The sequence below is a fragment of the Arthrobacter sp. NPDC058288 genome (genome assembly GCF_042880995.1).
Classification (GTDB): domain Bacteria; phylum Actinomycetota; class Actinomycetes; order Actinomycetales; family Micrococcaceae; genus Arthrobacter.
This window is the reverse complement of record NZ_JBHVYH010000002.1, coordinates 250,387-263,127: the sequence shown is the minus strand read 5'-3', so window position 1 is coordinate 263,127 and position 12,741 is coordinate 250,387. Positions and strand designations below refer to the sequence as shown.

The 12,741-nt window shown below is 65.7% G+C and carries 15 protein-coding genes; 5 read left to right on the top strand and 10 right to left on the bottom strand.

The genetic code is table 11. The features are described 5' to 3' along the window. Position 1 precedes the first annotated feature (1 nt). A complete protein-coding gene (locus ACFVWT_RS09975) occupies positions 2-721 on the top strand; it encodes a dTMP kinase (protein ID WP_390247840.1) in 720 nt (239 codons plus the stop codon). Here the strand turns inward: ACFVWT_RS09975 and ACFVWT_RS09970 are convergent. After that, positions 708-1,589, bottom strand: a complete 882-nt coding sequence (locus ACFVWT_RS09970) for a hypothetical protein (RefSeq protein WP_390247571.1) — start codon at positions 1,587-1,589, stop codon at positions 708-710. The two genes, ACFVWT_RS09975 and ACFVWT_RS09970, sit on opposite strands and share 14 nt — an antisense overlap. A 139-nt stretch (positions 1,590-1,728) precedes the next feature. On the opposite strand from ACFVWT_RS09970, the gene ACFVWT_RS09965 reads away from it, so the two are divergent. Next, the gene (locus tag ACFVWT_RS09965; RefSeq protein WP_390247569.1) at positions 1,729-2,769 is read left to right on the top strand and encodes a LacI family DNA-binding transcriptional regulator; all 1,041 of its coding nucleotides are present in this window, start codon (positions 1,729-1,731) and stop codon (positions 2,767-2,769) included. Between the two features lie 10 nt (positions 2,770-2,779). Here ACFVWT_RS09965 and ACFVWT_RS09960 read toward each other — a convergent pair whose 3' ends face one another. Together ACFVWT_RS09960 and ACFVWT_RS09955 are read right to left on the bottom strand one after the other, a co-directional pair. After that, the gene (locus ACFVWT_RS09960; RefSeq protein WP_209741772.1) at positions 2,780-2,959 is read right to left on the bottom strand and encodes a PspC domain-containing protein; all 180 of its coding nucleotides are present in this window, start codon (positions 2,957-2,959) and stop codon (positions 2,780-2,782) included. 71 nt (positions 2,960-3,030) lie between these two features. Continuing rightward, entirely contained in the window at positions 3,031-3,420 is a 390-nt protein-coding gene (locus ACFVWT_RS09955; RefSeq protein WP_390247567.1) for a VOC family protein, read from the bottom strand. Positions 3,421-3,657: 237 nt separating this feature from the next. On the opposite strand from ACFVWT_RS09955, the gene ACFVWT_RS09950 reads away from it, so the two are divergent. Continuing rightward, complete coding sequence (locus tag ACFVWT_RS09950) at positions 3,658-4,167, top strand: hypothetical protein (RefSeq protein WP_390247565.1); 510 nt, start codon at positions 3,658-3,660, stop codon at positions 4,165-4,167. Between the two features lie 72 nt (positions 4,168-4,239). After that, positions 4,240-4,845, top strand: coding sequence for a DUF6919 domain-containing protein (locus ACFVWT_RS09945; RefSeq protein ID WP_390247563.1), 606 nt, complete (start codon positions 4,240-4,242; stop codon positions 4,843-4,845). A gap of 3 nt (positions 4,846-4,848) precedes the next feature. Here ACFVWT_RS09945 and ACFVWT_RS09940 read toward each other — a convergent pair whose 3' ends face one another. The 4 genes from ACFVWT_RS09940 to ACFVWT_RS09925 all read right to left on the bottom strand — a co-directional run bounded on the left by ACFVWT_RS09940 (position 4,849) and on the right by ACFVWT_RS09925 (position 9,337). Beyond that, positions 4,849-5,331, bottom strand: coding sequence for a pyridoxamine 5'-phosphate oxidase family protein (locus ACFVWT_RS09940; protein WP_390247561.1), 483 nt, complete (start codon positions 5,329-5,331; stop codon positions 4,849-4,851). 127 nt (positions 5,332-5,458) lie between these two features. Next, complete coding sequence (locus tag ACFVWT_RS09935) at positions 5,459-6,982, bottom strand: APC family permease (RefSeq protein ID WP_390247559.1); 1,524 nt, start codon at positions 6,980-6,982, stop codon at positions 5,459-5,461. Further along, positions 6,979-7,914: a universal stress protein gene (locus tag ACFVWT_RS09930; RefSeq protein WP_390247557.1), complete on the bottom strand. Its 936-nt coding sequence runs from the start codon at positions 7,912-7,914 to the stop codon at positions 6,979-6,981. The genes ACFVWT_RS09935 and ACFVWT_RS09930 overlap by 4 nt, the downstream gene beginning before the upstream one ends. Before the next feature lie 34 nt (positions 7,915-7,948). Continuing rightward, complete coding sequence (locus tag ACFVWT_RS09925) at positions 7,949-9,337, bottom strand: flavin monoamine oxidase family protein (protein ID WP_390247555.1); 1,389 nt, start codon at positions 9,335-9,337, stop codon at positions 7,949-7,951. A gap of 141 nt (positions 9,338-9,478) precedes the next feature. On the opposite strand from ACFVWT_RS09925, the gene ACFVWT_RS09920 reads away from it, so the two are divergent. Then, a complete protein-coding gene (locus tag ACFVWT_RS09920; RefSeq protein WP_390247553.1) occupies positions 9,479-10,180 on the top strand; it encodes a TetR/AcrR family transcriptional regulator in 702 nt (233 codons plus the stop codon). A gap of 81 nt (positions 10,181-10,261) precedes the next feature. On the opposite strand, the gene ACFVWT_RS09915 is transcribed toward ACFVWT_RS09920, so the two are convergent. The 3 genes from ACFVWT_RS09915 to ACFVWT_RS09905 are packed head-to-tail and all read right to left on the bottom strand — an operon-like array spanning position 10,262 to position 12,741. Further along, positions 10,262-10,666, bottom strand: a complete 405-nt coding sequence (locus tag ACFVWT_RS09915) for a universal stress protein (protein ID WP_390247551.1) — start codon at positions 10,664-10,666, stop codon at positions 10,262-10,264. After that, positions 10,663-12,195, bottom strand: a complete 1,533-nt coding sequence (locus ACFVWT_RS09910) for a tripartite tricarboxylate transporter permease (RefSeq protein ID WP_390247549.1) — start codon at positions 12,193-12,195, stop codon at positions 10,663-10,665. Before ACFVWT_RS09910 ends, ACFVWT_RS09915 begins: the two co-directional genes overlap by 4 nt. A gap of 9 nt (positions 12,196-12,204) precedes the next feature. Further along, positions 12,205-12,741 carry a tripartite tricarboxylate transporter TctB family protein gene (locus ACFVWT_RS09905; RefSeq protein ID WP_390247547.1) on the bottom strand — a complete coding sequence of 179 codons (537 nt, stop codon included), beginning with the start codon at positions 12,739-12,741 and terminating at the stop codon, positions 12,205-12,207.

The following is a 12,741-nucleotide window of genomic DNA, read 5'->3' as shown; positions in this document are numbered from 1 at the left end:
AATCAGGGCCGGCCCCGCGTTAAACGATAGGCAACCCCGTCAACGGCCGAAACGCCTCCGGCGCACGATCTGCCAGCCCCAACGAAACGAGCCACCCCTGCTAATAGTCCTCACCGGAATTGACGGTGCCGGAAAGACCACCGCCGCACGCGGCGCCGTCGAAGCCGCACGCCTGTCCGGCGGCAACGCCCTGCTGCTACGCAACCATGCCGGCCGCCGCAATATCTCGCAGTGGTCGAAGCGCTCCGGAATTCCTCTCAACCCCCGCCTTGCGGACGCACTGGAGAGCGTCATCCGGACGGTCAACGTCCTGGTGTCCCACGCCCGCGCCCGCAACTTTTCGGGCCTGGTAGTCATGGACCGGCATCTTTATTGCCAGCTTGCCCTGCGCAACGTCCGGGGCCTCCCGCCCGGCCGGTTGCTCCGCTGGCTACTGCGCCGCCTTCCCGAACCGGACCTGGTGATCCACTTCGACGTCGCTCCGGAGCAGGCCCTGGAACGCATCCTCCTGCGCGGCACGGACACCGAAACGCTCGAAGAACTGACGGCCCTTAGCGAGGGCTACCGCGCCCTTCCCGAGTTCCCCGGATTCATCCGCATCGATGCCGGCGGTGCCCAGGACGAGGTACTGGCCGCGCTCACCGCAGCGATCGACGCCCGCACGCCACCGGCCATTCCCGAAACTTCCGCTGCAGGGCCGGACAGGATCAGCGCGAGATAATCGACACGACAGCGGTGATGAACGGGGGCAGGGCCGCGACTGCAGCCAGGCCCAGAGCCGCGCGGCCGCCCCAGGACAGCGCTGTTGCCCGCCGCAGGGCACGCGCGGACCGGACTTCATTCGGACCCCTTTGCACAGGTTCCCGCCCGGCGCGGCCAACATGCGCGAGCCACGAGCACAGTATGACAACCAGCGCACCGATGCCGAGCAGGACGCCGACGGGCAGGAACAGGATGGCTCCGACGAGCGGGAGGTAGTACTTCCAGTCGCGGCCGGACGGCAGCGGAAGACGCTGGCTGAACGCGCCGGCCACGGCGGCCGCCACCGCGCCGTGCAGGACGGCCAGCGCCGAAAAGAGTGCCACGGAAAGCCAGCCCGGCCCCACGATGGCGAAGTCGATGTTCTCCGCCCGAAGCGGATCCACGGAGGCTCCGAAGACCAGGAGGAGCAACACCCCCAGCGCGGGGCCCGCCCAGCGGCCGGCGGGGAGCCAGCGGCGGATGAACAAGTAGATGAAAGCCGCGGCGAAGCCTGCCGGCAGTCCCCCGAAGAACAACAGGGCAATACTGCCGTCGATCGTGGGGAATCCGACGTTCGCCTGCGCTTCGGTAAGACGGCCCTGGGCTGATGCCGGAGAGGTGAGGGCCAGTATGCGCATCGCCAGCCTGCCGCCGGCCCACGCCACCAGGATCCCCGAAGCGAGGGCGGCCGCCGTTGCCACGTTGGCCCACCAGAGGTAGAGCCGGAAGGGGGAAGCCGGGGCACTAGTGTCGGCGGGCCGCCGGAAGGGGCGCCCGCCCCAGACGATGACCAGGATAATGGCAACCAGCAGGAACAGCGTGCACACAATCACGATTACCAGCGCCACCGGCATCACCACCAATGTTGTTGCTTCATTCTGCTCCCGCCGCGGACGATTGAACAGGTGTGACCCGTGACGCCTACCGTCTCCGGGCCGAGTGAGCCGGACATAGAATCGCCTCAGGACAAGATGACACGGGAGATGCATGAACACTAAGGCAGTGGGAATCAAGGACGTGGCAGCCGCCGCAGGAGTGTCCGTCACCACCGTCTCCCAGGTCCTCAACAACGTGGCCTACGCCCGGGTAGGCGCTGAAACCCGGGACCGGGTCCACGAAGCCGCGCACCGGCTCGGATACCATCCGAACCGGCTGGCCAGGGCCCTGCGGACCCGGCGTTCCGGGGTCATCGGGGTGATCTGTGAAGACCTGGCCACGGCTCCGCAGGCCGGCCGGGTGCTCCTCGGCACCGACGAGGCAGCCAGACGGCGGGGCTACAACATGATGGTCATCAACTTTGCCGGCACCGGTTCCGAGGACGCCCGGGAATCCCAGGTGGCGGCACTCTTGGGCCGCAAGGTGGACGGGATCCTCTACGTTGCCACGGCACACCGCCGGCTCCGCATGCCAGCCGGCGTTGCCGGGTGCCCGGCCTTGCTCGTGAACGCCGAGGACCTCAACCGGTCCGTCCTGTCGGTGCTCCCGGCCCGGGAAGCCGGCGCAGGCAGTGCCGTCCGGTACCTGGTCGATGCCGGCCACACCAGGATCGGAATGGTCACCACCACGGATGACGTCCCGGCCGGGAATTCCCGGTTGCGTGCGTTCAAGGAGACACTGGCCCATGCCGGCCTGGAGGTCCGTGCCGAACTGGTTCAGTCAGGACGGTCCGACGCGGCCGGAGGGTATCAGGCCGCCCTGCGCCTGCTGCAGCTCGAGGACCCACCGACGGCGGCGTTCTGCTTCAACGACCCGATGGCCATGGGGCTGTACCGGGCCGCCAGCGAACTGGGCCTCAGGATTCCCGACGAGTTGTCGGTGGTGGGCTTCGGCAACCAGGAACTCATTGCCGAAAACCTATATCCGGCGCTGACCACAATACAACTGCCCCACTACGCGATGGGCGCATTGGCGGCGGAACACCTCATGGATGCCATTGAGGGCAAGCCGGATTCAGGCGCGTTGGCGGCCCAACCCGCAGTTCTGGACTGCGCCCTGGTTCTTCGGGAATCAGTGGCGCCTCCCCGCTGACCGGGCGGCGTTACTCCTTGGGCATGATGATCCACAAGGCGATGTAGACCAGTTCCCCCACGCCGAACAGGCCGAACAGCACAAAGCCGATGCGGACGAGGGCTTTTGAAACGCCGAACCGGGCTGCGAGGCCGGCGCAGACGCCGGCGATCATTTTGCCATTCCTGGGCCGTACCAATGCTGCGCTCATGCGGCCACAGTACCAGCCGGCCTCCGGGCCCGGTCCAGAGTCCCCTGGCCCCCAGTCCAGGTGACGACTTACTAGTCCTGGTGCAGCTGGACGTAGTTCCCGCAGCCGTCGTCCAGCACCACCGAAATCCCCGTGGGGCCGTCTGCCGGTTCGCCCTGGAAGATGACGCCGAGGGCTGCCAGCCGCTTGTACTCGGCCCGCACATCGGGGACACCGAAGACGATCGCCGGCAGTCCGGCGTCGTGGAGGCCGTTCATGTAGGTGGCCGCAATGGGATTATCGCTGGGCTCCAGCAGGAGCCCGACGGATCCCGAACTACCCCCGACGGAGCCGGGGTCCTTCACGATGTACAGGTTGTATTCGGGCATGGCCATAAGCGTTTCAAAACCCAGCGTCTCGGTATAGAACTCGTGGGCCGCGGCCGGATCCTTGACGTGGATACTGCACATTTTTAGTCGCATGGTGCCTAGGCTACCGGGGCGCGGGCCGGCCCGGAACGGGGCCGGGCCACCGCTTTCAGGCGCATCAAGCCGGGCACCGCCCATTGACGCACCCGTGCGGCGGGATTCCAATTGAAGTAGCGGAACCAGCCAGCCCGGGCAGGTTCCGTGGGAGGTGGAACGGTGTCTGTCATCACGGAATCGGTCCCTATGGGGCCCCTACAGCTAGCAGTCTGTGCCGCCGTCGTGGTGTGCGGCGTGGCTGGCGCAGTCTATTCGGCGCGGTACCACGCGAGGCGCGACGCCGGGCAAATGACAGACGCCGTCTTCTGGGACGGCTTCGCCGGACTGGTGGTGGTGTTCCCGGCTGTCCTCATACCTTTCCTGGCGTCGCCGTGGCTGGGCCTCGGCGCGGGACTCCTTGCCACCGCCACCGCCGTGACCGCATATGTGTGGAGTCCCCGCCTGATGGCACGGCAGGAAGCGCGGCTCCACGATGCAGCCGCACAGGCGGAGATCGAAGCCGCGGCCGCACGGCACCGCACAGTGCTGAGTAGATGGCAGCGCTATGAGCTGGATCCCGCGTGCTGCATCGACTACCCCGACATGACAGATGTGCGCCGGCCGGAAACGGCGGCCCTGATCAAGGCCATGCGGGAGGCCGAACAGCTCCGGGCAGTCGAGCCCGCCGGCTACCTTCCCGCCGTCACCCGGCTGGAACATGCCCTGGGCCGCGCAGAAACCGCAGCGGGCGTGCGGGCGCGCTAAACGGCCCCGTGACGTTAACCGGTGTGTCGGAACCATTGGAAAGGCCGGAAGAGGCGGCGGTAGCATCCCATAATGGAGCCTTTAGTCACGGACACACGAGACCAGCACGGCAGGTTGCGATCGGACCGGGGAGTCTGGCGGCAGGCAACGACCCTCGAAGCGGCCGGAGAACTGACTGCGCGGTGGCTCGAATCCCACAGCGAATACCAGCCTGGAACATTTGCACCCAGCATCGACGAGGAGACGCGGCCCATCGCCGCCGAACTGGCGGAGATCAACAGGAACGGCCTCTTCACCAAGGAATCCCAGCCGGGAATGCGCGGCGATGCCGGCCATTCCCAGAGGCAATATGTGACAGGCTTCTGCAGCGCCGCGGCGGCAGCGGAACTCGTGGCCCTCTCCACCAGGTCCGAACTCATCACCATTGGCCACGCCCCGGGCGAGGTCAGCGCCGCGGCCGTCCCGGTAACGTTCGACGGCGATGCGGTGGTCACCGTCCTCGGGTCCAGTGAGAACCCGGTGGACGAAGAGGCACTCCGCGACTGGTCCGAGGAAACCAATGACGCACTGGCCCTGCTACTCGCCGATTCCTGGTATGTGGAAGTCCTGGATCCGGTGTGGGGCCGGAGCGACGTGCTGTTGCCGGAGGTGCTGGCGGCCCTCCGGCAACTGCAGTGAGGACTACAGCTCCACTGTGCCGCTTTCCCCGACGCTCATGCGGCTGTTCGTCACCTTGGACTTGACCCACTGAAGCACCGTGGCAGCCCGGCCGCCCGGGCTGGTCCAGTATTCAGCGGAGTCGGAATCAACGCGCAAGAGGACAACCTCGGGGGTGTCCGGCCCGTCCGGGAACCAGGCCTCAACCACCTGGTTCCACATGTCGTGGATCTTCTGCCTGTCGGTGACGATTTCCGCGGTACCGGCCACGGACACCCATTCGGTGTTCCTGCCGAAGGACACGTTCACCCGCGGGTCGGCGCGGACGTGCGCCACCTGGGACGTTTCCGATGACGTGAAGAACCACATGTCGCCGTCGTCCTTGACTTCCTGGACGGCCAGCGGCCGGCTGACCAGCGCGCCTTCTTCGTTGATGGTGGTCAGCATCCCGATGTGGGAACCGTTGATGATCTTCGTGACTTTGCTGATGTTCTCAGTGTCAGACATGCATTCACCTCGTTCGTGTCGAACGGGGAAGTTCCCCGCCGGCCCAGCCTATTAGTAAGTTTGCTTACTTTCAATGACGGTCCGGGGTTCACAAGCCGCTGGTCCCGGGGCCCCAGTGACCCGCGGGTCAGATTCCCCGCGCCAGGACCTGCCCCTTGAAGAACTCCGGGCGGAGCTTGGACATGACCAGCATCAGCACCACACCCAGCAGGATCACGCCCATGCCCAGGATGAACACCAGGCCCACCCCGCCCACGGAGGAGCCGGAGCCGTAGGCAGGATCCATGGAGTCATAGGCTGTCTTGAAGAACATGACCAGCAGGATCACTCCGCCCAGGAGCGGCGCCAGGAATTTGAAGAAGAAAGCGTGGACTCCGCTGAAGGCCTGGGCGCGGAAGAACCAGACGCAGGCCAGGGCTGTGATGCCGTAGTAGAAGCAGATCATCATGCCCAGCGCGGTGATGGTGTCCCAGAGCGCGTTCTCGGACGTGGTCCGGGTGATGACATAGAACGCTGCAGCGGCGATGGCTGCGGCAACGGTGGCATAGCTCGGCGACTTGTAGGTGGGGCTGATCCGGCCGAACTTGGACGGTAATGCCTTGTAGTGGCCCATCGAAAGAAGGGTCCGGGCGGGCGAGACAAACGTGGACTGCAGGGAAGCGGCTGAGCTGCTCAGGATGGCCAGCGACATCAGGATGGCGAACGGACCCATGACCGGTCCGGCGAGAACGGCGAAGATGCTGCCCTGGTTGTCGGGGTTGCCCGCGCCGAGGCCGGTGTCGCCGATGCCGGCGAACGCCAGGGTGGAGAGCGCCACTGTCATGTAGATGATCACGATGACCAGGACGGTGACGGTCGCGGCGCGGCCCGGCGTCTTTTCCGGGTTCCGGGTTTCCTCGTTCATGGTGAGCGTGACGTCCCAACCCCAATAGATGAAGATCGACAGGGACACCCCGGCAGCGAAGGAAGAGAAGGAGTCAACGGCGAACGGATTGAACCAGTCGGGCGAGATGGCTGTGGCATCAAAAGCCGAACCGTTGGCAACATGGCTGAACGCAGCAACCGCGAACCAGCCGAGCACCAGGAGCTGGAACGCCACCAGGACGTACTGGACACCCTTGGTGGTCTCCATGCCGCGGTAGGAAATCCAGCAGGCCAGCGCAATGAACACCAGCGTTGTGGCGATATTGAGCGGCAGGTTCTTGCTCAGCTCGCCCAGTTCCGGATTACTGAAGAGCTGGGCCAGCATGAGGTAGAAGAAATCGACGGCAACGGCGGCCAGGTTGGACAGCACAATGATGGTGGCCGCAATCAGCCCCCAGCCGCCCATCCAGCCGATCCACGGCCCGAACGCCCGCGAGGCCCAGGTGAAGGAGGTCCCGGCGTCGGGCATGGCGTTGTTGAGTTCGCGGTAGCCGAACGCCACGAGGAGCATGGGAATGAATCCCACCAGGAAGATGGCCGGCAGGTGTACACCGACCTCGGACACTGTTGGCCCGAGCGCTGCAGTGAGGGTGTAGGCCGGTGCGATGCAGGAGACGCCGATGACGACTGCGCCGATCAGCCCTACCGATCCGGCCTTCAGGCCTTTGGCACTAATGCCCTTGTGGTCGGTTTGAGATGTCGCGGACGTCGCGTGCTCTGTGGTCATGATGGTGCCTCTCCGGAGGTTTCATTCGACGTTGAATGGGTCTGGTGCTTGAGTGCGTAGTCGCCCGGGACCACGATCATGGGCACCGGCAGGGCGCGGAGAATACGATTCGCGGTGGCGCCGAGGAAGATGGAGCGGCCCTTGGCCAGCCTGCTGGATCCGATCACCAGGACTTCGCCGTCTTCCCAGTCGAGCCGGTCCACGGCTTCCTCGATGCTGCGGCCTTGCGCCACTACGACGTCCGTCTTGGCGGCGAACCGGGAGCCCGCCTCGCCGCCGGGAAGAGCGGCCGAGACGCGATTGCCGGCATGGCTGCGGGCCGCTTCGGCGACGTCCGGCGACTCGCCGCCGTCGGGGCCTAACCCGCCGTCGTCGAGCGTCAAAAGCGACACCACCCGCAAGGGCACATCACGGTTCGACGCCATCGAAACGGCGTAGTCGAGCAGTTCTCCGGCTCCGGGACGGGTACCGAGTCCGCAGCTGATCCGGGTCAGGGCTTCCCGCCGGTGGTATCCGTGGGGGGCCAGGGCCACCGGGACGGTGGCTGCATGGAGCAGCGCACCGGCCACGGATCCGATCGTGAACCGTTTGAACAGCCCGTTGCTTGTGGCCCCGATGATCAGCATGTCCGCCTGGAATTCCTCGCACGCATCCATGAGGGTCTGCGCGTCGGACTCGCCGCTGCGTACATGCCCTTCCGCCGGGACGTCGGCCGGGACCAGCGCCAGCGCCTCATCGAGCCACGTGCGCGCCTGCTCATGGAGCAGGGTTTCGAACCCGGCCTTCGGTGCATGGGCCGCGCTGAAAGGCGACACCTCCGGGATGGCCACCACAAGCTCCAGCGTGGCTCCACGGCCCCGGGCCAGTGAGACGGCCAGATTGACGGCATCATGGCCTCTGGCATTTGCTGAATACCCCACTACGTACCGCATCTGGCCGTTCCTTTCTGATCTGTCGGGTGGTTTCCTACTGCGTGACCGAAACGCGGTGGGCGACGGCAGCAACCCGTGCGGCGGTCAATTGACCCATCCGGATGGCGCCGTCGACGTGCTGGTAGCCCTCGGCTGCCAGGTCGGAGGAGCTCCAATAGATAGGGCCCACGGGCTGGTGCTGGTCCTTGCCGTACCGGTGCAGGCCGCCGAGGTCGTAGCTGGAGGCGTAGGCGCCACGCGTCCATTCCTCCGCGCCCCAGTCGGACTCGTAGTACACCTCGGGCTCCAGCGCTTTGTCGCCCAGGAAGGCGGCGATCGATTCCAGGATGGCGCGCTTGCGCTCTTCGGCACTCAGTTCGAAGACGGCGTCGGCCTTCTCGTCCGAGACGAAACCCACCAGGGTGCCGCGGGAATCCCCGTGGTTGGTGTTGTCGTACACCTCCTGCACCAGCGAGCCGGCGCTGAAGCAGGTTCCGGAGAGACCCGCGTCGCGCCAGAACGGCGTCTTGTAGACGGCGTGCACCTTGATGACCAGGCCCAGTGACTGGTGCTGGTGCATCTGGTGCTGCCTGCGCGGCAGCGGCGGATTGAAGGAAACCCGCGAATACAGGTTCGGCGGCACCGCCATGATCACGAAGCGGGCATTCACCGTGGCCCGTTCCGACACCACGGTGACGCGCGGGCCGCCGTCGTGCTCTTCCGTCCAGTTAATAATGCGCACCGGACTGTTAAGGACGACGTCGTCACCCAGTTCGCGTGCCTGCAGCAGCGAAACCTGCTGCATGCCGCCCACAACCCGCTTGTCCAGGATGAAGTCCTCGTCCGTAAGGTGGCTGAAGGATCCGGCGGAGGCGGCCATCAGGACAGCCTGCAGCGCGGAGAATGCGTGCGCGGGCTTGGTGAGCATGCCGCCGGCGATGAACAGGCCGATGTTGTTGCACGCTTCTTCGTCCGGGGAGTTCTGGCGGAGCCAGTGATGGAAGGAAATGGTGTCCAGCTCCCGGGCCTTGGGATGTGCCCAGGGCTCCGTGGGGCCGATTTCCGCCGCCAGCCCGTCCAACAGGCCGATCAGCTTGTCCATTTCGGCGGCCGTGGTGTCGCTGACCGGGAAGGAGTCCCCGGTGTAGCGGGTCTTCTTGCCATCGGCGCCTATGTAGATGGACTCGCCTTCCCGGTATCGGGAGTACGTTTCCAGGCCCAGCTCATCCAGGAGTTCAAGCAGCACGGTCTGGTCCGGCGAAACCCACTGGCCGCCAATTTCCAGCATGGCGCCGTCAATGGTGTCCGTCCAGGTGCGGCCGCCCACACGGTCCCGCGCTTCCAGCACGGCGACACTGAGGCCTGCCTTTTTCAGTTCGCGGGCCGCGGTGAGTCCCGAGGGGCCAGCGCCTACGACGACGACGTCGCGGTCAAGTTCCAGCATGATGTCCTCTCTGTGGCCGCGGAAGTGATGCGGACCACTAAATGAATGCCATTCATTTAGGAAAACTATAGCGGTTCCGGCGCCGTCGCGGAAGGGGTCAATGGAATAATGCTGGGGACCCCGCCAGCAGAAAGGCCGACGATGCCGGCAGCCGCCCGCCAGACCACCCAACCCCCCGCGGACCCGCCCGAAGCAGCGACTCCGCCGAAGCGACGCGCGGGCCGGCCGGCCTCGGCGGTACTGGACCAGGCGGTCATTACCGAGGCAGCATTGCGGCTGATCGGGAAAAGCGGCTACGACGGCCTCACCATGGCCGCGCTGGCCCGCTCGCTGGACGTGGCGCCGTCGGCCCTTTACAACCATGTGACGTCCAAAAGGGACGTGCTGGTATTGGTGGAGGACCACCTCGCGGCACTGGTGGACGTGTCCGCATTCAGCCGCGAACCGTGGGACGCGGCCGTGCGACGGTGGGCATGGAGCTACCGGGACGTGTTTTCCAAGCACACGCCGCTGATCCCGGTGATCGCGGTCCTGCCGGTCACCGATGCGCCGCAGACCCTGGCCATGTACGAGACCGTCAGCGCCGGGCTGCGGGAGGCCGGCTTCCCCGAGGAACGCATCATCTCCTCGATTGTGGCGCTTGAGTCCTTCATTTTCGGCTCCGCCTTCGATGTCACGGCGCCGGCGGACATCTTCGATCCGGGCAGCATGGCGGAATCAACGCCCAACTTCACGGCCGCCGTGCAGAGCCTCGCTGCACAAGGCCACGAAAAGCCCGCTGACATAGCCTTCAGCCTGGGCCTGGAGGCATTGATTTCAGGGCTCGGGGCGCTGCGGAAGTAGGGGAGCGCAAAGGGGCGGGCCGGACCTGTGAAGGGTCGCGGCCCGCCCCTGGATAAGGTTTGGCTGGCTGGGGACTTTTTCCTAGAAGTGCGCTCCGTCAGCTTTCACTGCCAGGACCGGCCGGTCGGCCTGCATCAGGATGCGCTGGGCGTGGCTGCCCAGGATGAACTTGCCCACCTGCGAACGGTGCCGCAGGCCAATGACTATCAGGGAGGCATTGGCCTCGCGCGCAACGTCCAGGAATTCGTCGGCGAGGTCGTGGTTGTAGGGAGGCTGGATGACTCTTGCCGTGACACCGGCCTCCGCCGCCCGCTTCGCTGCCCGGGCCAGGTCGTCCTCGCCCGCCACGGACTTGTCCACCAACGCGCCTTCACGGGCCGAGTTGACGATCACCAGGTCCTCGTTCCGAAGGGTTGCCTCGGCGATGCCCGCCGTGAGCGCGGCCTCGCCGGCAGGCGTGGGAACGAATCCGACGATGATGCTCATACCTTCTCCTTGATTTTGGTGGGAACGGGCTCTGCCGCCACGGAGGCTTTGCGTTTGGCCAGCAAGGACTTGATCCCCGGCAGCACCGCCACCAGGACAAACACCGCAAGCAGCGTGGCGGAGATCGGCCGGCCGAAGAAGCCCGTGGGGTCGCCGCCGAAGACCAGCAAAGAGCGCCGCATGGAACTCTCCAGAAGCTCGCCGAGCACAAACGCGAGCACCAGAGGTCCGGGTTCGAAGCCGAACTTCTTCATCAGGTAGCCCACGATGCCGAAGACCACCACCAGCGAGACCTCGAACATGCTGTTGTTAATGGTGTAGGCACCCAACAGCGTGATAAGTGCCGTGACGGGGGCCAGGATGGCGGCGCGGACGCGGAGGATTTTGACGAAGATCCCCACGAGCGGCAGGCTCATGATCAGCAGCAGCACGTTGCCGATGTACATGGAATTCACGACACCCCAGAAGAGTTCCGGGTCCTGTTCAACCAGTTGCGGGCCCGGGGTCACGCCCTGGATCAGCAGGGCGCCGAACATCAACGCCATGGTGGCGTTCGCCGGGATGCCCAGGGTGAGCAGCGGAATGAAGGAGGAGGTTGCCGCCGCGTTGTTGGCTGTTTCCGGACCGGCGACACCTTCGGGGGCGCCCTTGCCGAAGCGCTCGGGCTGCTTGGCCCGCTTCTTTTCCATGGCGTAGGACGCCATGGAGGCGATGGTGGCGCCGCCGCCCGGGAGGATGCCCAGGAAGAATCCCAGTACAGAGCCGCGCCCGATCGCTCCGGAGGCCTGTTTGAGTTCCTTGCTCGACGGCCAGACGTTGGCCACCTTGGACGGAGCCTTGGCGGCGCGGTGCCGTTCCTCGAGGTTGTAGAGGATTTCCCCGAGGCCAAAGATGCCCATGGCGATCGGGACGAAGTCGATCCCGTCCGCCAGGTCCAGGCTGCCAAACGTGAACCGGCTTTCGCCCGTGAAGATATCCCGGCCGACCGTGGCGAGAAGCAGTCCGAGGGCTGCAGCGATGAGGGCCTTGGCCTTCGCGCCACTGCTGATCGTGGCAACCAGCAGGATGCCCAGTAGTGCCAGCGCGGTGTATTCCGGCGGGCCGAAGTCCAGCGCGAAGCTGGCCACGAGCGGAGCCAGGAACGTCAGGCCGATAATCGCCGCGGTTCCGCCGATGAACGAGCCGATGGCTGCCAGGCCCAGTGCCGTTCCTGCCTTGCCCTGCTTGGCCATCTGGTAGCCGTCGAACACTGTGACCACGGACGACGCTTCGCCGGGAAGCCGCAGGAGCACGGAGGTGATGGTGCCGCCGTACTGGGCACCGTAGAAGATGCCCGCCAGCATGATGATGGCGGTAACAGGCTCCACGTTGTAGGTGAGCGGAAGGAGGATGGCGATGGTTGCCGCGGGCCCCAGTCCGGGCAGCACGCCGATCAGCATCCCGATCACGACGCCGATCAAGCAGTACAGGAGGTTTGTGGGCTCCAGGACAACGGCGAATCCGTTGATGACGGGATTTAGAAAATCCACGGTGGTCTCCTAGAAGAGGTGGGGTATGGAGGTGCCGAGCGCCAGGACAAAGATGCCGTAAAACGCCGCTACGACGATGGCGCTGATGAGCACGGTGGAGCGCCAGGTTTCGCCGCCCAGGAACCCCATCCAGATGACGCACAGCACGACTGCCGGCAGTTCAAAGCCGATGAGGGGCATCAGGGCCACCATGGCGGCGAGCGTTACCAGGCCGGTCAGCGGGGAGAGGGACATCCGGGTGAACTTTTCCGCGTCCCTGTTGTGCCGGCCCGCAATCAGCTGGAACAGCCCGAGGGCCACCATGACGCAGCTGATGATGAACGGCCACAGTCCGGGCTGCGGTTCTGACGGAGTGCCGAGGCCCATGGCGACGGACAGGATCACTGCACCGATGCCGACGCCGAGGACCACCAGGGATGACGCGGCGTTGGCCAGGGCGCCGGCGGCAGGCGGCTTTTCGTCTTCCCACTGCGCGGCGAGCTGTTCCGGGGTCAGGTCATCGGGCAGGTCGCCTTCAACCACCGGGTCCGCCGAGGTTTCCTTCAC